This window comes from Sphingobium sp. TomTYG73 (assembly GCF_055394245.1).
Window position 1 is genome coordinate 113836 of record NZ_AP027339.1, and the last position, 17357, is coordinate 131192.

Genomic DNA, 17357 nt, shown 5'->3' on the forward strand with positions numbered 1-17357 from the left:
TCGAAGCAGGGGAGCAGCCACGGTCATGTGTATGACAGGCTTAGGGTTTATCAGGCTCAAGTTGAAGCGTTTAGAGCGACGATCGTTCAATCAAAATCACTTTCCCCCGTTCGCCCTGAGCTTGTCGAAGCCTGTCCTGAGCGCCTGCCGCAGGCGGGCAGTCGAAGGGGGCTCTACTTTTTCAAGCACAATGCGTCAGAAGGAAGGGAAGGGCTTCGACAAGCTCAGCCCGAACGGGTGACTCCGATGCACCTACACCCAGCAAAAAAGCCCCCCTGTCCCGGAACAGGATTTCATTAACCACGACTCCGCATTGGCCGCCCTTTCCCAACCGTCTATGTCTTTAGTTATGCGTATCCTTTCGACGATCCTGCTCGTTTCCGCCGCCGCTGGCGCCGCTGCCCTGGCACAGGGGATGCCGACGCCCTTCACTGTGGTCGAAAGCGGACGCGGCTACACCTCGCTCAAGGATGCGGTGGCGGCGATCGGCAATGGCAAGGGCACGGTCCTGATCGCGCCCGGCACCTATGCGCAATGCGCGGTGCAGCAGGGCGGGGACGTCGCCTTCCGCGCCCAGACGGCGGGCAGCGTCATCCTCGACGGCATGCCATGTGAAGGCAAGGCGGCACTGGTCTTGCGCGGCCGGTCCAGCAGCGTGGACGGCATCGTGTTCCAGAATCTGCGCGTGCCCGACGGCAATGGCGCGGGCATCCGACTGGAAGGCGGCAATCTCACCGTCACCAACAGCCTGTTCCGCAACAGCGAGGAAGGGATATTGAGCGGCGACTCGCCGGGCAACAGCGTCACGATCGACAAATCCACCTTCCGCCATCTTGGCCGGTGCGACCGCGACCTGGATTGCGCCCATGGCATCTATATCGGTCGATATGGCAAACTTACCGTCACGCGGTCGCGATTCGATCAGGGCGATGGCGGCCATTATCTGAAAACCCGCACGCCCCGCGTCACCATCACCGGCAACAGTTTCGACGACAGCCACGGCCGCCTCACCAACTATATGATCGACCTGTCCAACGGGGCGAGTGGTGAGATCAGCGGCAATGAAATGGTGCAGGGCCGGGACAAGGATAATTACAGCGCCTTCATCACCGTCGCTCCGGAAGGGCGCGAACATGACAGCGGCGGCCTGTCGATCGCTGGCAACAGCGCGTCTTTCGTGCCCGGCCTGCAACGCAGCAGCAGCTTCGTCGCCAATTTCACCGGCGACGCGGTGAAGATCGGCGCGAATCGCCTGGGGACCGGCATCAAGGTAACCGATCGCCGCTGACGGTCCGGCTTGCGCCCTCGGTTGCGCCGCCCGATAATGGCGTCATGCGCAGCACCTATGATTCCGCCACCGTCCGCCTTTATCATCTGAGCGACAGCGAAGAAGGCGGCGCTGCGACCACCCTCTTTTACGGCCCGTTAAGCGAAGCCGTGCATATAGCGCAGCAACAGCCTCAGGAAATCCAGGACGGGCTGTTCATCGCGACCGACAATGATGTGGTTGCCTGGCTGGATTTGCAGGAGGACTGAACGCAGTCCTTCTGGATTAGGAGGGCTTGTGCAGAAGTTGGAAGGCTTTTTCGAGGTCGATTATGACCGCGATCGCAAGCTGCTACATATCACCACTTACGGCTTCTGGAATCTGGATGCGGTCGATCAGTTCGGCCGCGCGCTCGAGGAAGAAGTCCGCGCGGCGGATCCGTCGTGCGACGTTCTGGTCAATACCTGCCGCACGGAAATCCATACCCCCGAAGTCAGCGAAGCGCTCGGTCGCCTCTCCTACACGCACAAGGATTCGGATACCGGCCGCATCGCCGTAGTCTCGCCTTCGGTGCTCCTGCGCATGCAGACGAGACGGCTGCAAAATATGAACACAACCTACGGCTATTTCGAAACCGAGCAGGAGGCTCTCGACTGGCTCGCGACTCCTGCTGATTCGTCGGCGCCGCAGACGCGCGCCGCTGGCTGAAGCGACCGGGATCGCTCGTGCGGCGGTTGCGGCGCTGCTCAACCGTCGGCAAAGCCGAAAGGCGCGTAGCCCCGCCGATAGTCCTCCGGCAGCATTTCACGCCCGATGGGCGGTGCGGATCGCGCCATGCACTGGCTCCGGTGGCACAGGCGGCATGTCAGTCCGATCGGTGTCGGCTCGGACGCTCCAAGTCCCTGCGTATATATCAGCCGATGGGCATGGTCCGCCGCGCAGGCGAGCGCGATCGCCCGCTCCACACGCGGCGCCCCCCAGCCGCCGCCGCCCGCCGTCACCCTCCGCGCGATCGAGAAAAACCGTTGTCCGTCGGGCAGTTCCAGCCATTGCGTCACCACTTCGCCGGGCCGCTCGAACACATGATGGATCGACCAGAGCGGGCATGATCCGCCATGCCGCGCAAAGGGAAAGCCTGCGCCGTCCAGCCGCTTGCTGACATTGCCCGCCCTATCGACGCGCAGGAAGAAGAAAGGCACTCGCTCGTGCCCCGGCTTTTGTAGCGTGGTCAGCCGGTGCGCCGTCTGTTCAAAGCTCGTTCCGAACTGCCGGGCTAACGCTTCGACATCATAGCGCCGCGCCTCCACCGCCTTGGCGAAGGCCGCATAGGGCATCAATATGGCGGCGGCGCCATAATTGGCGATGCCTTGGCGGGCCAGCTGCCGTCCGCTCGCGCTGGAAAACTGCCCGTCCTTCAGCAGGGACTCCATGTCCCTGCGCATCTCCAGATAGGCGATCTGTATCGCCAGCTGAAAGGCGGTGCTCGCGCCGTCCAGCGCATCGTCGATCAGCACCGCGTCCCGATGCCGGTCCAGCCGCCGCATCGACCCCGCCATGACATCGGGCGGCAGGCGCCGGACGCGCAGGCCATGCTTGCTTTTCAGCCATGCTGCCGTGCCGCCTGCTTGTTCGATCTGCGCGGCGATCCTTTCCCCCGCATCGTCCAGCGGCGGAAAACTGTTGCGCCGCGCGCCCAGGAACCGGCGCGCCTCGGCCGCCGGGTCCGGCGCTTCATCGGGAGCGTCGGCGCGATCGCCGCTCCGATCCGCCAGCGCCATCTGCTCCTCGCGATAGGCTGTATGCAGCCGCAATAACGCTTCGCTGAACCCCGGATAGTTGACCGCGACATCCTGCATTGCCAGCGTGGGAAGGTCGATGTCCGCGAACATCGGGTCCTTCAGCGCCGCCTGCAACCGTGCCGTCTGCTCCGCGCCGCCGTCGCCCGCCAGCTCGCTCATGTCCATCCGGTATGTGCGCGCCAGCCGCAGCAGCATATCGGCGGTCAGAGGCCGCTGGTTCCGCTCCAGCAGCGCGACATAGGAAGCGGAGATTTCGAGGTCCGCCGCCATATCGGACTGCGTCAGCCCCAGCTCCCGCCGCAACCGCCGCAAGCGCGGGCCCATATAGACGGGACGATCCTTGGCCATGTCGCTTGCGCTCCTGTGCAGACATTACAACTATACAGAGAAAGTTTGTAAAGATCGACAACTGAACTTTACACCCCCTCCCGCCACAGGTCATCCTCCCCCAAAACGCGTTTAATTCGCCAATTCATTCAGGGGATTCCCATGACCTACGCCCAACAAATCACCCGCGCCTCCTCCCTGCTGGGCGAAGAGCCCAACTGGAATGGCATCGCCGCCGATTCGGTCGCCAGAATGCGTCTCCAGAACCGTTTCCCCACCGGCCTCGACATCGCCCGCTACACCGCCGCGATCATGCGCCGCGACATGGCCGCCTATGATGCCGACCCGGCGAACTACACCCAGTCGCTGGGTTGCTGGCATGGCTTCATCGGCCAGCAGAAGATGATCAGCATCAAAAAGCATTTCGGCACGACCAAGGGCAAATATCTCTACCTCTCCGGCTGGATGATCGCGGCGCTGCGCTCCGAATTCGGCCCGCTGCCCGACCAGTCGATGCACGAAAAGACCAGCGTCCCAGCGCTGATCGAGGAACTCTACACCTTCCTGCGCCAGGCGGACGCCCGCGAACTCGGCATGCTGTTCCGCGACCTCGACAAGGCCCGCGAGACGGGCAATGAAGTTGAGGTCCATCGCCTCACCAACGCGATCGACAATCACGAAACCCACATCGTCCCGATCATCGCCGACATCGACGCAGGTTTCGGCAACGCCGAAGCGACCTATCTGCTCGCCAAGAAGATGATCGAGGCGGGCGCCTGCGCGCTCCAGATCGAGAATCAGGTCTCGGACGAAAAGCAGTGCGGCCATCAGGACGGCAAGGTCACCGTTCCGCACGAGGACTTCCTCGCGAAGATCCGCGCCTGCCGTTATGCCTTCCTCGAACTCGGCATCGATGACGGCATTATCGTCGCGCGTACCGATTCGCTCGGCGCCGGTCTCACCAAGCAGATCGCCTTCAGCCGCGAGCCGGGCGACCTTGGCGACCAGTATAACAGCTTCCTCGATGTCGAAGAGGTCGCCGATCCATCGACCCTGCGCGGCGATGTCGTCATCGCCCGCGACGGCAAGCTGCTGCGTCCCAAGCGCCTGGCGTCCAACCTCTTCCAGTTCCGCCCCGGCACGGGCGAGGACCGGGTCGTCCTGGACTGCATCACCTCGCTTCAGAACGGCGCCGATCTGCTGTGGATCGAAACCGAAAAGCCCCATGTCGAACAGATTGCGGGCATGGTGGACCGCGTCCGCGAGGTCATTCCGAACGCCAAGCTGGTTTACAATAACTCGCCGAGCTTCAACTGGACGCTGAACTTCCGTCAGCAGGTATTCGACAGCTGGCAGGCCGAGGGCAGGGACGTTTCCGCCTATGATCGCGCCCGGTTGATGAGCGCGGACTATGATGCGACTGACCTCGGCCGCGAGGCTGATGAAAAGATCCGCACCTTCCAGAAGGATGCCGCAGCGCGGGCGGGCATCTTCCATCACCTCATCACCCTGCCGACCTATCACACGGCTGCGCTGTCGACCGACAATCTGGCGCGGGAATATTTCGGGGACGCCGGGATGCTCGGCTATGTTGAGGGCGTCCAGCGCCGCGAAATCCGCGAGGGCATCGCCTGCGTGAAGCACCAGAATATGGCGGGCAGCGACATTGGCGATGATCACAAGGAATATTTCGCCGGTGAGGCAGCACTGAAGGCTGGCGGCAGCCACAATACGATGAACCAGTTTGCAGCTTGAAGAACCAAGGAAAGGAGGACGAAATGAATGAACCCACGAGGTCCCGCGCGGTTTTCTCGACCGAGGATTTCTCGCTGCTCAGGACGGCGGTGGCTGATTATCTGCAGAAGGTGAAAGACACGCCGGATTCGGTGAAGTTCGCTAACCTTTATCACCGGCTCGGTCGCCTACGATAATCGCCCGCTGTCGATGAGAGAAAGCCTGCCTCCGGTGATCCCGGCGGCAGGCTTTTCTAATCACCGTCAAGCCCGCTTTGCGCTTTCGCCCGAACGGCCGGACGCTTATCCTGAAGGTGTCAGACCCGACGGGAGAGCCTCCATGCCCTACACGCTCATTAGCGCGAACCGGAATTATTCCAGCTGGTCACTGCGTCCCTGGGTGCTGATGAAGGCGCTCGGCATTCCCTTCGCGGATCGGCTTGAGCCCTTTGTGCAGAGCATAAATTACTCTGCCTTCCGCAACTTTTCACCAACCGGGCAGGTGCCAGCCTTGATCGATGGCGATCGGACGGTGTGGGATTCCCTCGGCATCACCCTCTATCTTGCCGATCGCCACCCTGCCGTATGGCCACAGGAGGAATCCGCCCGCGCCTTCGCCCAAAGCGCCGTTGCGGAAATGCACAGCGGCTTTGCGACCCTGCGCAACGAATGCCCCATGAATGTCGGCGTGCGAGTCGAACGCGACCTGCCCTCGCCACAGCTGAACCGCGACATAGCGCGGCTTTCGGAATTGTGGGGGGAGGGGCTGAAGCGCTTTGGCGGCCCCTTCCTCGCCGGGCCAGCCTTCACCGCGATCGACGCCTTCTACGCGCCCGTCGCCTTCCGGGTGCGGACCTATGACCTGAATGTCGGGCCAGTGGCACACGGATGGGTCGATCACATGCTGGCCCACCCCGCAATGCGGGAATGGGAGGCCGCTGCTCTCGCCGAAACCTGGCGGGAGGAAAGCCATGAGGCGGATGTGGGCGCCGCTGGCCGCATCATGCAGGATTACCGCGCGTCCTGACTCGCCCCTTGCAAGCCTGCTATCCCCGGGAACAGCAAATATTGGTCCCATGCCCCCTTTCGCCGCGCCCGCTCTGGGTCTAGGGGGAAAGGGTTATGGTCAAGCCCCGCACGCTGTACGAGAAGATTTGGGACGCGCATGTCGTTGAACGCCGTCCCGATGGAACCTGCCTCATCTATATCGACCGCCACCTCGTACATGAGGTGACGAGTCCCCAGGCCTTCGAGGGTCTAAGGATAGCGGGCCGCCCGGTGCGCCGCCCCGATCTGACGCTCGCTGTTCCGGATCACAATCTGCCCACGACGCCCCGCCGCGATGCGCAGGGCAACCGCATCCCCATCGCCGATCCAGAAAGCGCGCAGCAGCTTGCCGCGCTGGAAAGAAATGCGCCGGAGTTCGGCGTTCGCCTGATCGGCGATGCGGATCTTGAACAGGGGATTGTTCACGTAGTGGGGCCGGAGCAGGGCTTCACCCTGCCGGGCACGACGCTGGTCTGTGGCGACAGCCACACCAGCTCGCACGGGGCGCTAGGCGCGCTGGCCTTCGGCATCGGCACCTCCGAGGTTGAGCATGTGCTCGCCACGCAGACCCTGCTGCTCAAGCAATCGAAGACCATGGAAGTCGTCGTCGAAGGCGAACTGGGCTTCGGCGTTACGCCCAAGGATGTGGCGCTGGCCATCTGCGGCCGTATCGGCACGGCGGGCGGCACCGGCTACGTCATGGAATATCGCGGCTCTGTCTTCCGCGACATGTCGATCGAAGGCCGCCTGACCGTCGCCAACATGTCGATCGAGGCAGGCGCGCGTTCGGGCCTGTTCGCCCCGGATGAGAAGACCGTTGCCTATCTGAAGGGCCGCCCCATGGCGCCCAAGGGCGCCGATTGGGATGCCGCCGTCGCCTATTGGAAGACGCTGGCGACCGATGAAGGCGCGCAGTTCGACAAGACGATCGTGATCGAGGCCGCCGACATCGTGCCCAACGTCACCTGGGGCACCAGCCCCGAGGACGTCGTGCCCGTGACCGGCGTCGTTCCCGATCCGGAAAGCTTCGCCGACGCGTCCAAGCGCGCCGCCGCGCAGAAGTCCCTCGACTATATGGGCCTCACCGCCGGACAGCGGATGGAGGACGTGGTCGTCGAACATATCTTCATCGGCAGCTGCACCAACAGCCGCATAGAAGATTTGCGCGCCGCCGCCGCCCTGCTGAAGGACAAGCATATCGCCAGCGGCATCAAGCAGGCGCTGGTCGTTCCCGGATCGGGTCTGGTGAAGCAGCAAGCCGAAGCCGAAGGGCTCGACCGCATCTTCACCGATGCCGGGTTCGAATGGCGCGAACCCGGTTGCTCTGCGTGTCTGGGCATGAATCCCGACAAGGTGCCTGCCGGAGAGCGCTGCGCTTCCACCAGCAACCGCAACTTCATGGGCCGCCAAGGCCCCGGTTCGCGCACCCATCTCGTATCCCCCGCCATGGCAGCCGCTGCCGCCATCACCGGGCATCTGACCGACGTGCGAGAATTGCTGAACGAAAAACAGGGAGAGGTGGTCGCATGAAGAAGGTATTCTGGGTGCTGGCGCTCGGCGCGCTGGCCAGTGCCGCCATGGCGGCGACCCTCGGGCGTGCGGAAGACAGCCGCCGCCTGGAGACCAAGCGGGCGCATTGATGGACAAGCTGAATATCGTTGAGGGCAAGGCCTATCCGTTCGGGATGAAGAATGTCGATACCGACATCGTCATTCCGGCGCATTGGTTGAAGACCATTTCGCGCTCGGGCCTTGGCAAGGGCGCGTTCGAAGTGCTGCGCAAGGAACCGGGCAACGTCTTTGACGATCCGGAATTTGCTGGCAGCCCGATCCTGATCGCGGGCGACAATTTCGGTTGCGGGTCCAGCCGCGAACATGCCGCTTGGGCGCTCGCTGACCTTGGCATCAAGGTGGTGATCGCGCCCAGCTTTTCCGACATTTTCTCCGGCAACGCTTTCAAGAACGGCATCCTTACCGTGGTTCTGCCGCAGGAAGCGATCGACCGGCTGATGGAGGTCGCGAAGACCGATCCCATCCATGTCGATCTGGAACATCAGACGGTCACGACGCAGTTTCAGGATCGATTCCAGTTCGAAATCGACCCGTTCCGCAAGCATTGCCTGCTTGGCGGGCTGGACGAGATCGGGTTGACGCTGGGGCAGGCTGACACGATCAGCCAGTTCGAGGCGAAGGACGCCGGGCTGCGGCCCTGGCTTGTTCCTGCCGTTGCGTAACCGTCCCGATCTTCCTATCTCATCCCAGACTTCAGCTTCTTTTTGACAAGGCACAGGCATGACGACTTTCGATGATCGCGAAAAGGCCTTTGAAAATATGTTCGCCCATGACCAGGAAATGCAGTTCCGCATTCAGGCGCGGCGGAATCGGCTGCTCGGCGAATGGGCGGCGGTCAAAATGGGGCTGACGCCGGAAGAGACCGACGCCTACGCCAAATCCGTAGTGCAGGCCGATTTCGAGGAAGCCGGTGATGAGGATGTCATTCGCAAGCTGGTGGGCGACATGACCCAGGCGGGCGTAGACATTGACGAGCCAGGCGTGCGAGCGGCTCTGGAAGAGCAGCAGGTGATCGCGCGCCGCCAGTTCATCGAAGCCCAGTAAGCAGGACGGACACGCCCCATGCCAATGGCTGCCGACGATATTGCGGACATGATCCGGGCGGCTATTCCGGACGCGGAGGTCGAAATTACCGACCTCGCCGGTGATGGCGATCATTATGCGGCGCGCGTCGTAGCCGAAAGCTTCCGGGGCATGAGCCGGGTCGCGCAACAGCGCGCCGTCTATGCTGCGCTTGGCGGTCGCATGGGCGGCGTGCTCCATGCCTTGCAACTGACCACTGCCGTTCCCAACTAACCGCTATCATTTTTCATGCGCGCTGCCTGCAATTTTTCAGCGCCCGACAGGACTGGACCGACCATGACCGACGCCGTGCATCAACGGATCGCCGATATTGTGAATAGCAATGACGTCGTGCTCTTCATGAAGGGCACCCCTCTGTTCCCGCAATGTGGTTTTTCCAGTCGTGCAATTGCCATCCTCGATCATCTGGGCGTCGCCTATGAATCCGTAGATGTGCTGCAGGACCAGCTGGTTCGGCAGGGCATTAAGGCTTTTTCGGATTGGCCGACCATCCCCCAGCTCTATGTGAAGGGCGAATTTGTCGGCGGCAGCGACATCATGATGGAAATGTATGAAGCTGGTGAGCTTCAGCAGCTGATGACCGACGAAGGCGTCGCAGCGGCTAACTGAATCGCAGCAGTCAGACCTTAATGATCTCTGGAAGGATAGCGTCCAGTAGCAGCATGGCTGCTGGCGTAATCTTCAGATGCTGCCCTTTGCGCTCGATCAGGTCCAGCTGGGCGAGCCGCGCAATGGCAGCTTCATCGATCAACTGTCTGACGGGGATACCGGATAGCGCCGAGATGCGATCAAGATCGACGCCCTCCGCAAGCCGCAATCCCATCAGCAGCGCTTCACGCCCGCGATCTTCTGGCGTCAGCACTTCCTCGCTTTGCAGCCCGTGGCCATTCCGGCCCACCGCGCCCATCCAGTTTTCCGGCTTCTTGTGGCGAAGCGTCGCCATCCCCTCGCGCCGTCCATGCGCGCCGGGACCGATCCCGGCATAGGTGCCATATCGCCAATAGGTGAGGTTGTGGCGGCTTTCCTGACCGGGCTTCGCATGATTGCTGATTTCATAAGCGGGCAAACCGGCGGCAGCGGTCATGTCCTGTGTCTGTTCATACAGGGTTGCGGCATGGTCCGGGTCAGCAGGCGTCAGCTTCCCCTGAGCAACGAGCGTGGCGAACCGCGTGCCCGGCTCGATCGTCAACTGATAAAGCGATAGGTGATCGGTGCCAAAGGACAGGCCGCGCGCCAGCTCCGCCTCCCAATCCGTCTCGCTCTGCTCAGGCCGAGCATAGATCAGGTCCATGTTCACCCGGTCGAATTCGGACTGCGCGACATCCAGCGCAGCCAGCGCCTCGTCCACATCATGCGCCCGGCCGAGAAAATGCAGCGCCTGATTATTCAGCGCCTGCACCCCGAGTGACACGCGGTTCACCCCCGCACGCGCCAGATCGGCGAAGCGCGCTGCTTCCACCGAACTTGGATTAGCCTCCAGCGTGATTTCCATGTCTGCCGTTGGCCGCCAGTAGCTGGCGGCCGCGTCGATGATGTTCGAGACGATTTCCGGCGGCATCAGCGACGGCGTTCCGCCGCCGAAAAAGATGGATGAGAGCGGCCGCCCGCCAGTCAGCCCCGCTTCATGAGCCAGATCCTCCAGCAGCGCCGCCCGCCAGGCGTCGGTATCGATGTCCGCGCGAACATGGCTGTTAAAATCGCAATAAGGACATTTGGAAACGCAAAATGGCCAGTGCACATATAAGGCCATAGGGTCAGGCGCGGGGGCCGGGGAATCGATCGGGGGCAGGGGCATGAGTGGGGGCGTCCTTAGACGGCTTTGGGCCGCACGGCTAGCAATGGCAGCGCTCGCGATGACAGGGATCATTGCTGATCAGCCCACGAAAGCCTCCCCGTTGGGCCGGGCGGCGCCGACCCAGACGGTCATGCCCGCCGCCTATTACGGTATGGAAGAGGCGGAACGCGGCAACCTATTGCTGCGCGACGTCGTACTGGGCATGCACAATGACGAGCGCCAATCTCTGGGCCTCACGCCGTTGGCATGGGATAGCGCCCTCGCTCAGGATGCTGCCCAATATGCCCGGCAGATGGCCGTGACCAACCGCTTCCAACATTCCCCGCGCGCATCCCGCGCCGTTCCCAGCGGTGAAAATCTTTGGATGGGTCCGCGGCGTCTCTACGGATATGAGACGATGATCGGTGCTTTCCTCGACGAGAAGCGCCTGTTCCGGCGCGGAGGCAAGCTGCCGGACATCAGCATGTCAGGCCGCTGGGAAGATGTCGGCCATTACACGCAGATGATCTGGCGCGGCACTCAAAAGGTCGGCTGCGCCCTCGCCGAAGGGCAGAATTATGATTATCTCGTCTGCCGCTATTTCCCAGCGGGCAACGCCTTTGGCAAAGGCCCGCTGGACGCAGACGACAGCCCCTTCGGCTCCCGTCTGGCCAGCATGGGCGAATAAGCCCGCGTTGCTTTTCTAGAAAACCGTCGCGACTAGCTGCGTGAAGGCATCCGCACGATGGCTCATCGCATGCTTCTTTTCCGGTTCCATCTCGCCAAAGCTGATCGTGTGGCCCAACGGCTGGAACATCGGGTCATAGCCAAAGCCCTTGTCCCCGCGCGGCGGCCAGATGAGGATGCCGTCAACCCGACCCTCAAACACCTCGACATGCCCGTCAGGCCACGCCACCGCCAACGCGCAGATGAAATGCGCACCATGCCCGGCGTCAGGCCCCTTGGCTTCGATCGCATCCCATACGCGCTGCATCGCGATGCTGAAATCCTTGGTTTCACCCGCCCAGCGAGCGGAGAAGATGCCCGGATCACCATTCAGTGCCTCAACGCACAGCCCGCTATCATCCGCCAGCGCGGGAAGCCCCGACAGATCGGCCGCCTGCATCGCCTTCAGCTCTGCATTGGCGATGAAGGTCGTGCCCGTCTCCTCCGGCTCAGGCAGGTCCAGCGCCGCCGCTGACACAGTCTCGATCCCGTAGGGCGCCAGCAGTTCGCCGATTTCCCGAACCTTGCCGGGATTATGGCTGGCGATCACCAGCTTGCCCGGCCCCAGCTTGCGGATCGCCTGTTCCTGTCCGAAATCGTCGCTCATGATTATGTCATTCTCCCCATTCGCTTCGAGCATAGTCGAGAAGCGCGCAGTGCATAGATAGCATTTCTCGAAACGCTCAAAACGAACGGATGAACGCGCTTAGCGGCCTGTCGCCTTGTCCTGAGCAGCAAAGATTTGCGAGCAACCGATGCGCGCCAAACGCAGCAGGCGCAGCAATTCTTCCTCGTCATAGGCGGCGCCCTCGGCCGTCGCCTGCACTTCGGCGAACTTGCCATCGCCGGTCAGGATCAGGTTGGCGTCAGTTTCGGCATTGCTGTCCTCGGCATAATCGAGGTCCAGCACCGGCGTGCCATTATAGATTCCGCAGCTGATCGCCGCGACCTTCTGGATGATCGGGTCTTCGGCCAGCGCGCCTGAAGCGATCAGCTTGTCGATGGCAATGCGCAGCGCGACCCAGCTGCCGGAAATCGCCGCCGTGCGGGTGCCGCCATCGGCCTGGATCACGTCGCAATCGATAACAATCTGCCGCTCGCCCAGCTTTTTCATATCAACGACGGTGCGCAGCGACCGGCCGATCAAACGCTGAATTTCCTGCGTGCGGCCCGACTGCTTGCCCTTGGCCGCCTCACGGCTGCCGCGCGTATGGGTGGCGCGGGGCAGCATGCCATATTCCGCCGTCACCCAGCCTGACCCCTTGCCGCGCAGGAAGGGCGGCACCTTTTCCTCCACCGAAGCGGTGCACAGCACCCGCGTATCGCCGAAGCTGACCAGGCAGCTGCCCTCGGCATGGATGGTGAAGCCGGGCTCCATGGTGATGTCGCGCATCTGGTCGGGCGCGCGGCCGGAAGGACGCATAAAATTTTCTCCGAAGGGTTCAGTCGGTGCGGCTTAGCGCTGGGAGCGTCGTCTTGCCAGTGGCGATACGTGCGAAAGATGGTAGGAAGCGCCCATGCAGTTGCGTCGGATGATGATTTTCGCGGTCGCCGCCCTGACAGCCGGTTGTGCGGCAGAGCGGGTTGAACTTGAAAAGCCCGCTGCCCGCGGTGACACGATCCGCTTTTCGGCGGGTCCCTGTTTCGGCGTTTGCCCCAGTTACAGCCTGCAGGTGACGCCTGACGGCTCGGGCCTGCTGGAGCCTGAGCGGTTCACGTCCGTTCCGGGCGCGACGCGCTTCACCGTCACGCCAGCGCAATATCGCCGTTTCCGCGCCGCGCTGGCGCAATTCCGGCCTCCTGCAGGAACAGTTCGGCGCATCACCCATGGGGAGAACTGCACCCGCTTCGCGACCGACATGCCCGGCTACACCATCGAATGGACCAGGGATCAGCAGCCGACCACCCGGCTGGAGTTTCAGTCGGGATGCATGGACGCCGGTTATGGAAAGCTGCGTGCCACCATTGCGGCCGTTCCCCGGATGCTGGACATCGACGCGATGGTGAAGCCGTCCGCCGTAAGATAGCCCCGGCTTGAGTACGGCCCTTCGCTCGCCTAGATAGGGGCGCATGGCGGTCACACCGGTTACCGAACTCAATGAGCGGGCGCGCGACGTTTTCCGGGTGGTGGTCGAAAGCTATCTCGGAACCGGCCTGCCCGTGGGTTCGCGCACCATCAGCAAGATCGCCTCGCTCAGCCTGTCGCCCGCATCGATCCGCAACGTCATGCAGGATCTGGAGGAACTGGGACTGCTGGCTGCCCCGCACACTTCGGCAGGGCGCATGCCGACCGAAACCGGATTGCGCCTTTTTGTCGATGGCATGATGCAGGCTGCCGAGCCTTCGGTCGAGGAACGCCGCGCGATCGAGGCAGGCATTGCCGAGGGTGGCCCGATCGAGGAAGCATTGTCCGCAGCGACTGCCGCGCTATCGGGCCTCTCTGCCTGCGCGGGAATCGTCATGGTGCCCAAGCGCGAGCCGGTGATGCGCCAGTTCGGCTTTGTGCCGCTCAATGATCGTCAGGCGCTGGCCGTGTTGGTGGGACAGGACGGCTCTGTAGAAAACCGCGTGCTCGACATGCCCGCAGGCGTGACGCCCAGCATGCTGAACGAAGCGGCGAACTTCATGTCCGCGCGCTTTGCCGGAATGACGCTCAGGGAGGCGGGCGAAGCCCTGCGTCGCGAGATGGAGGGCGAGCGAACCGCGCTTCAGGGCGCGGCGCGGGAACTGGTGGCGCGCGGCATCGCTGTCTGGTCGCAGGATGCGGATGACCGTCCGGTGTTGATCGTGCGCGGTCAGGCGCATCTGCTGGATGATGGCACCGCCGCCGACCTGGAACGGGTGCGCCAGTTGCTCGAACAACTGGAAGGCAAGCAGGAGATTTCGCGCCTGCTGGAAGGCGCGCTGGCGGGCAGCGCGACGAAAATCTTCATCGGGTCGGAAAACAAGCTCTTTTCCCTCTCCGGTTCTTCGGTCATAGCCGCGCCTTACCGTGGCGGCGATGGCCGTGTTGTCGGCGTGGTCGGCGTCATTGGCCCGACGCGCTTGAACTACGCGCGAGTGATCCCCATGGTGGATTTCACTGCGCAGACGTTATCGAGATTGATGAGATGAGCGAAGACAAGCTGAATATCGAAAATACTGAAGTCGTTGACGAACTGCCCGAGGACGCAGCGCCTGTGGGCGATGCGGCTGCTGAACGCCTTGCAGCGCTGGAGGGTGAGCTGGCGGCGGCGAAGCAGGACGCGCTCTACGCCCATGCCGAAACGCAGAATGTCCGTCGGCGGCTTGAAAAGGAACTGGCCGACACGCGCGCCTATGCGACGACGTCGTTCGCGCGGGACATGCTCTCGGTGGCGGACAATCTGGGGCGCGCGCTGCAAACCATCCCGGCGGAACTGCGCGAGGATGAAAAGTTCAAGGGGCTGGTCGCTGGCCTCGAAGCGACGGGCCGGGAACTGGAAGGCGTCTTTGGCCGCAATGGCATCGAAAAGCTGGTGTCGGTTGGACAGCCGCTTGATCCCAACAAGCATCAGGCGATGATGGAAGTGCCGTCGGATGATGTCGAGCCGGGGACAGTGCTGGTGGAGATGCAGGCGGGATACACGATCCGCGATCGCCTGCTGCGCCCGGCCTTGGTGAGTGTTGCCAAGAAACCCGACTGACGACCATTCGCTAGCTAATCCAAAAACCCGCCGGGCTTGATCTGGCGGGTTTTTCATACGCGTGACGGCAGAAGGCCGTGCTAAGGGTGATGCACAATCTTTCCGTGGCCGTGCGTGGGCGGCTTGAAAGGGAAGGCGCCGATTCCCAAAGCATGTTCGACGTCGCCGCCCGGATCGACGAAGCGGCCAGCCAGATCGAAAGGCTCGACCCATGATCCTGACCGCCAATGTGCCGACTAAAAACGGCAGCCGCTATCTCCAGCAGCTGTGCAAGCATTGGAGCCACAAGTTTGAAACCGACTTCGATGCGCAGCAGGGCGTGATCGCCTTTCCTATGGGGCCGATCCGCATGGCTGCCGACGAAGACACGCTGACGGTGGCTATCGACCCGGTGGAGGGTGCTGACGTCGAACGTTTCCAGCAAGTCGTGGCCGACCATCTCGACCGCTTTGCCTTTCGGGAAGCCCCGCTAAGCTTCGATTGGCAGTGACCGCCTTAGAACACATCCGTCATCCCGGACTTGATCCGGTATCTTGCTTCCAAGCTTGTCTGCGCTCTCATCGGAGCGGAATACGGCGCGCGCTGGCAAGGTGATGGGCATGCGTTATCGCCACGGCGAGCGCATCGGACGCATCCGGTCCCGCAACCTTGGCTCCCGGCAACAGCCGCGAAACCATGGCGTGGACCTGATCTTTCGACGCGTTGCCAACGCCGACGACGGATTTTTTGACAAGCCGCGCCGCATATTCGCCAACCTCCATCCCCGACCGGGATGCCGCAAGTAGCACGACGCCGCGTGCCTGCCCCAGCTTCAGCGTTGATTGCGGGTTCACATTGACGAACACTTCCTCGACCGCCGCGCCATTGGGCTGATGTTCAAGGATCAGGTCAGTGAGCGCGAGATCAAGCGCCAACAGCCGCGTCGCCAGCGCCATGTCGGCGTCGGTCTTGATCTGCCCGTTGGCGATGTGCGTGAGGCGATTGCCGTCAGCCGCGATCAAGCCCCAGCCAGTGGTGCCAAGCCCGGGGTCGAGTCCAAGGATAATCATGGATTTTTCCTCGCCCCTTCAGGGGAGAGGATTGGGAGGCTTATCGGCTTGCCGGTTAGCCGCACTTGGAGAGGGGAAGGTAGCAGCCGGATTCTCGACGCCGGGCAACCCTCTCCCCGCCGGGGAGAGGGGAGGGTGTTTATCAACCCAGCTTCTCCATGACCTCGTCGGACACTTCATAATTGCCCCACACGGTCTGGACGTCGTCATCGTCTTCCAGCGTGTCGACCAGCTTCATCAGGGTCGCGGCGCTGCCTTCATCGACTTCGACGGTCGTCTGTGGCTTCCAGGCGAGCTTCGCGCCTTCGGCCGGGCCGAGCTTGCCTTCCAGCGCCTTGGCGACTTCGTGCAGCGCGTCCATGGCGGTCCAGATTTCATGTTCGTCTTCGTTCGACGACACATCGTCCGCGCCCGCTTCCAGAGCAGCCTCGAAGATCGCATCGGCATCGCCAGCGCTTGCCGGATAGGTGATCAGGCCCATGCGGTCGAAGCCATGGCTGACCGCGCCAGACGCGCCCAGATTGCCGCCATTTTTGGAAAAGGCGGTGCGGACGTTGGTCGCGGTACGGTTGCGGTTGTCGGTCAGCGCCTCGACGATGATGGCGACGCCGCCGGGGCCGTAGCCCTCGTAGCGGATTTCCTCGTAGTTCTCCGTGTCGCCGCCGATCGCCTTGTCGATGGCGCGCTGGATATTGTCCTTGGGCATGGACTGCGCCTTGGCCGCGTTGATCGCAAGGCGGAGGCGCGGGTTCATGTCCGGGTCGGGCATGCCCATCTTCGCCGCCACGGTGATTTCGCGGCTGAGCTTGGAGAACATCGAGGAACGCTTTTTGTCCTGCGCGCCCTTGCGATGCATGATGTTCTTGAATTTGCTATGGCCGGCCACGGCCTGCTCCTAAACTTGTCTGATCCGAAGCGCGCTCTCTAGCGGGCGTCCCGCCCAAGCGCAACTAGACGAGGATCGCGGTGCCGGATGCCGACACCATCAGCATCGACCCGTTGGACCCCAGCACTTCATAATCGAGGTCGACCCCGACCACGGCATTGGCGCCCAGCGTCGCCGCGCGCATCCGCATCTCGCCGATCGCCTGTTCACGGGCGCGCTGGAGGACATCCTCATAAGCGCCCGAACGGCCCCCGACGATGTCCCGCACACTAGCGAACAGGTCACGGAAGAGGTTGGCGCCCACGATCACCTCGCCGGTGACGATGCCGAGATATTCCTTTGCCGGACGCCCTTCGAGGCGGCTGGTGGTGCTGACGATTATCTCGGACATGACGTGTCTCCCTGCGTCTTGATGCGGTCGAGGGGCCTG

General features: G+C 62.7%; 24 protein-coding genes. 17 read left to right on the plus strand and 7 right to left on the minus strand.

Going from position 1 to position 17357, the window contains the following annotated elements; all coding sequences use genetic code 11:
- Positions 1–349 precede the first annotated feature (349 nt).
- Genes ACZ5TH_RS00575 through ACZ5TH_RS00585 form a run of 3 tightly spaced genes read left to right on the plus strand, consistent with a single transcriptional unit; the run spans position 350 to position 1975 of the window.
- Positions 350–1288 (plus strand): right-handed parallel beta-helix repeat-containing protein, encoded by a 939-nt coding sequence (locus ACZ5TH_RS00575; protein WP_464794254.1) that lies wholly within the window; start codon positions 350–352, stop codon positions 1286–1288.
- Positions 1289–1332: 44 nt separating this feature from the next.
- Entirely contained in the window at positions 1333–1536 is a 204-nt protein-coding gene (locus tag ACZ5TH_RS00580; RefSeq protein ID WP_196225314.1) for a hypothetical protein, read from the plus strand.
- A gap of 28 nt (positions 1537–1564) precedes the next feature.
- Positions 1565–1975, plus strand: coding sequence for an STAS/SEC14 domain-containing protein (locus tag ACZ5TH_RS00585; protein WP_449471140.1), 411 nt, complete (start codon positions 1565–1567; stop codon positions 1973–1975).
- 38 nt (positions 1976–2013) lie between these two features.
- On the opposite strand, the gene ACZ5TH_RS00590 is transcribed toward ACZ5TH_RS00585, so the two are convergent.
- Positions 2014–3414 carry a helix-turn-helix domain-containing protein gene (locus ACZ5TH_RS00590; protein WP_464794255.1) on the minus strand — a complete coding sequence of 467 codons (1401 nt, stop codon included), beginning with the start codon at positions 3412–3414 and terminating at the stop codon, positions 2014–2016.
- A gap of 141 nt (positions 3415–3555) precedes the next feature.
- On the opposite strand from ACZ5TH_RS00590, the gene ACZ5TH_RS00595 reads away from it, so the two are divergent.
- The 8 genes from ACZ5TH_RS00595 to grxD all read left to right on the plus strand — a co-directional run bounded on the left by ACZ5TH_RS00595 (position 3556) and on the right by grxD (position 9436).
- Positions 3556–5148: an isocitrate lyase gene (locus ACZ5TH_RS00595; RefSeq protein WP_464794256.1), complete on the plus strand. Its 1593-nt coding sequence runs from the start codon at positions 3556–3558 to the stop codon at positions 5146–5148.
- Positions 5149–5171: 23 nt separating this feature from the next.
- On the plus strand, positions 5172–5324 hold the full coding sequence (locus tag ACZ5TH_RS00600; RefSeq protein ID WP_464794257.1) for a hypothetical protein: 153 nt from the start codon (positions 5172–5174) through the stop codon (positions 5322–5324).
- Between the two features lie 142 nt (positions 5325–5466).
- Positions 5467–6153, plus strand: coding sequence for a glutathione S-transferase family protein (locus ACZ5TH_RS00605; RefSeq protein ID WP_464794258.1), 687 nt, complete (start codon positions 5467–5469; stop codon positions 6151–6153).
- Positions 6154–6248: 95 nt separating this feature from the next.
- Positions 6249–7703 (plus strand): 3-isopropylmalate dehydratase large subunit, encoded by a 1455-nt coding sequence (leuC, locus tag ACZ5TH_RS00610; RefSeq protein ID WP_464794259.1) that lies wholly within the window; start codon positions 6249–6251, stop codon positions 7701–7703.
- Between the two features lie 109 nt (positions 7704–7812).
- Entirely contained in the window at positions 7813–8406 is a 594-nt protein-coding gene (gene leuD, locus ACZ5TH_RS00615; RefSeq protein ID WP_464794260.1) for a 3-isopropylmalate dehydratase small subunit, read from the plus strand.
- A gap of 58 nt (positions 8407–8464) precedes the next feature.
- Positions 8465–8788 (plus strand): DUF1476 domain-containing protein, encoded by a 324-nt coding sequence (locus tag ACZ5TH_RS00620; RefSeq protein ID WP_196225322.1) that lies wholly within the window; start codon positions 8465–8467, stop codon positions 8786–8788.
- A gap of 18 nt (positions 8789–8806) precedes the next feature.
- Positions 8807–9040: a BolA/IbaG family iron-sulfur metabolism protein gene (locus ACZ5TH_RS00625; RefSeq protein ID WP_176591755.1), complete on the plus strand. Its 234-nt coding sequence runs from the start codon at positions 8807–8809 to the stop codon at positions 9038–9040.
- A gap of 63 nt (positions 9041–9103) precedes the next feature.
- The gene (grxD, locus tag ACZ5TH_RS00630) at positions 9104–9436 is read left to right on the plus strand and encodes a Grx4 family monothiol glutaredoxin (RefSeq protein WP_449471149.1); all 333 of its coding nucleotides are present in this window, start codon (positions 9104–9106) and stop codon (positions 9434–9436) included.
- Between the two features lie 10 nt (positions 9437–9446).
- Here grxD and hemW read toward each other — a convergent pair whose 3' ends face one another.
- On the minus strand, positions 9447–10577 hold the full coding sequence (hemW, locus tag ACZ5TH_RS00635; RefSeq protein ID WP_464794261.1) for a radical SAM family heme chaperone HemW: 1131 nt from the start codon (positions 10575–10577) through the stop codon (positions 9447–9449).
- Between the two features lie 103 nt (positions 10578–10680).
- Here hemW and ACZ5TH_RS00640 point away from each other — a divergent pair, with 103 nt between their 5' ends.
- A complete protein-coding gene (locus ACZ5TH_RS00640; protein ID WP_464794262.1) occupies positions 10681–11289 on the plus strand; it encodes a CAP domain-containing protein in 609 nt (202 codons plus the stop codon).
- Positions 11290–11304: 15 nt separating this feature from the next.
- Here the strand turns inward: ACZ5TH_RS00640 and rdgB are convergent, their stop codons facing one another.
- Together rdgB and rph are read right to left on the minus strand one after the other, a co-directional pair.
- Positions 11305–11934, minus strand: a complete 630-nt coding sequence (gene rdgB, locus ACZ5TH_RS00645; RefSeq protein WP_464794263.1) for an RdgB/HAM1 family non-canonical purine NTP pyrophosphatase — start codon at positions 11932–11934, stop codon at positions 11305–11307.
- Between the two features lie 99 nt (positions 11935–12033).
- Complete coding sequence (gene rph / locus ACZ5TH_RS00650) at positions 12034–12750, minus strand: ribonuclease PH (protein WP_464771848.1); 717 nt, start codon at positions 12748–12750, stop codon at positions 12034–12036.
- 94 nt (positions 12751–12844) lie between these two features.
- Here rph and ACZ5TH_RS00655 point away from each other — a divergent pair, with 94 nt between their 5' ends.
- The 5 genes from ACZ5TH_RS00655 (at position 12845) to ACZ5TH_RS00675 (ending at position 15482) form a co-directional block, all read left to right on the plus strand.
- Positions 12845–13354 carry a DUF6438 domain-containing protein gene (locus ACZ5TH_RS00655; protein WP_464794264.1) on the plus strand — a complete coding sequence of 170 codons (510 nt, stop codon included), beginning with the start codon at positions 12845–12847 and terminating at the stop codon, positions 13352–13354.
- 43 nt (positions 13355–13397) lie between these two features.
- Positions 13398–14441 (plus strand): heat-inducible transcriptional repressor HrcA, encoded by a 1044-nt coding sequence (gene hrcA / locus ACZ5TH_RS00660; protein WP_449471157.1) that lies wholly within the window; start codon positions 13398–13400, stop codon positions 14439–14441.
- A complete protein-coding gene (locus tag ACZ5TH_RS00665) occupies positions 14438–14992 on the plus strand; it encodes a nucleotide exchange factor GrpE (protein WP_449471158.1) in 555 nt (184 codons plus the stop codon). The genes hrcA and ACZ5TH_RS00665 overlap by 4 nt, the downstream gene beginning before the upstream one ends.
- Positions 14993–15081: 89 nt before the next feature.
- Entirely contained in the window at positions 15082–15207 is a 126-nt protein-coding gene (locus ACZ5TH_RS00670; RefSeq protein WP_464771852.1) for a hypothetical protein, read from the plus strand.
- Positions 15204–15482 (plus strand): DUF2218 domain-containing protein, encoded by a 279-nt coding sequence (locus tag ACZ5TH_RS00675; RefSeq protein WP_464794265.1) that lies wholly within the window; start codon positions 15204–15206, stop codon positions 15480–15482. The genes ACZ5TH_RS00670 and ACZ5TH_RS00675 overlap by 4 nt, the downstream gene beginning before the upstream one ends.
- Positions 15483–15549: 67 nt before the next feature.
- Here ACZ5TH_RS00675 and ruvC read toward each other — a convergent pair whose 3' ends face one another.
- The 3 genes from ruvC to ACZ5TH_RS00690 all read right to left on the minus strand — a co-directional run bounded on the left by ruvC (position 15550) and on the right by ACZ5TH_RS00690 (position 17318).
- Positions 15550–16041, minus strand: a complete 492-nt coding sequence (ruvC, locus tag ACZ5TH_RS00680; RefSeq protein WP_464778938.1) for a crossover junction endodeoxyribonuclease RuvC — start codon at positions 16039–16041, stop codon at positions 15550–15552.
- A gap of 142 nt (positions 16042–16183) precedes the next feature.
- The gene (locus ACZ5TH_RS00685) at positions 16184–16927 is read right to left on the minus strand and encodes a YebC/PmpR family DNA-binding transcriptional regulator (RefSeq protein ID WP_449471164.1); all 744 of its coding nucleotides are present in this window, start codon (positions 16925–16927) and stop codon (positions 16184–16186) included.
- Between the two features lie 64 nt (positions 16928–16991).
- Positions 16992–17318 (minus strand): heavy metal-binding domain-containing protein, encoded by a 327-nt coding sequence (locus ACZ5TH_RS00690; protein ID WP_174525906.1) that lies wholly within the window; start codon positions 17316–17318, stop codon positions 16992–16994.
- Between the last annotated feature and the right edge of the window lie 39 nt (positions 17319–17357).

Bases quoted from the DNA above. Each gene is read 5' to 3' on its own strand.
- ACZ5TH_RS00575 (WP_464794254.1), top strand. From the start codon at position 350: ATGCGTATCCTTTCGACGATCCTGCTCGTTTCCGCCGCCGCTGGCGCC.
- ACZ5TH_RS00580 (WP_196225314.1), top strand. From the start codon at position 1,333: ATGCGCAGCACCTATGATTCCGCCACCGTCCGCCTTTATCATCTGAGC.
- ACZ5TH_RS00590 (WP_464794255.1), bottom strand. From the start codon at position 3,414: ATGGCCAAGGATCGTCCCGTCTATATGGGCCCGCGCTTGCGGCGGTTG.
- ACZ5TH_RS00595 (WP_464794256.1), top strand. From the start codon at position 3,556: ATGACCTACGCCCAACAAATCACCCGCGCCTCCTCCCTGCTGGGCGAA.
- ACZ5TH_RS00600 (WP_464794257.1), top strand. From the start codon at position 5,172: ATGAATGAACCCACGAGGTCCCGCGCGGTTTTCTCGACCGAGGATTTC.
- ACZ5TH_RS00605 (WP_464794258.1), top strand. From the start codon at position 5,467: ATGCCCTACACGCTCATTAGCGCGAACCGGAATTATTCCAGCTGGTCA.
- leuC (WP_464794259.1), top strand. From the start codon at position 6,249: ATGGTCAAGCCCCGCACGCTGTACGAGAAGATTTGGGACGCGCATGTC.
- leuD (WP_464794260.1), top strand. From the start codon at position 7,813: ATGGACAAGCTGAATATCGTTGAGGGCAAGGCCTATCCGTTCGGGATG.
- ACZ5TH_RS00620 (WP_196225322.1), top strand. From the start codon at position 8,465: ATGACGACTTTCGATGATCGCGAAAAGGCCTTTGAAAATATGTTCGCC.
- ACZ5TH_RS00625 (WP_176591755.1), top strand. From the start codon at position 8,807: ATGCCAATGGCTGCCGACGATATTGCGGACATGATCCGGGCGGCTATT.
- grxD (WP_449471149.1), top strand. From the start codon at position 9,104: ATGACCGACGCCGTGCATCAACGGATCGCCGATATTGTGAATAGCAAT.
- hemW (WP_464794261.1), bottom strand. From the start codon at position 10,577: ATGGCCTTATATGTGCACTGGCCATTTTGCGTTTCCAAATGTCCTTAT.
- ACZ5TH_RS00640 (WP_464794262.1), top strand. From the start codon at position 10,681: ATGACAGGGATCATTGCTGATCAGCCCACGAAAGCCTCCCCGTTGGGC.
- rdgB (WP_464794263.1), bottom strand. From the start codon at position 11,934: ATGAGCGACGATTTCGGACAGGAACAGGCGATCCGCAAGCTGGGGCCG.
- rph (WP_464771848.1), bottom strand. From the start codon at position 12,750: ATGCGTCCTTCCGGCCGCGCGCCCGACCAGATGCGCGACATCACCATG.
- ACZ5TH_RS00655 (WP_464794264.1), top strand. From the start codon at position 12,845: ATGCAGTTGCGTCGGATGATGATTTTCGCGGTCGCCGCCCTGACAGCC.
- hrcA (WP_449471157.1), top strand. From the start codon at position 13,398: ATGGCGGTCACACCGGTTACCGAACTCAATGAGCGGGCGCGCGACGTT.
- ACZ5TH_RS00665 (WP_449471158.1), top strand. From the start codon at position 14,438: ATGAGCGAAGACAAGCTGAATATCGAAAATACTGAAGTCGTTGACGAA.
- ACZ5TH_RS00670 (WP_464771852.1), top strand. From the start codon at position 15,082: ATGCACAATCTTTCCGTGGCCGTGCGTGGGCGGCTTGAAAGGGAAGGC.
- ACZ5TH_RS00675 (WP_464794265.1), top strand. From the start codon at position 15,204: ATGATCCTGACCGCCAATGTGCCGACTAAAAACGGCAGCCGCTATCTC.
- ruvC (WP_464778938.1), bottom strand. From the start codon at position 16,041: ATGATTATCCTTGGACTCGACCCCGGGCTTGGCACCACTGGCTGGGGC.
- ACZ5TH_RS00690 (WP_174525906.1), bottom strand. From the start codon at position 17,318: ATGTCCGAGATAATCGTCAGCACCACCAGCCGCCTCGAAGGGCGTCCG.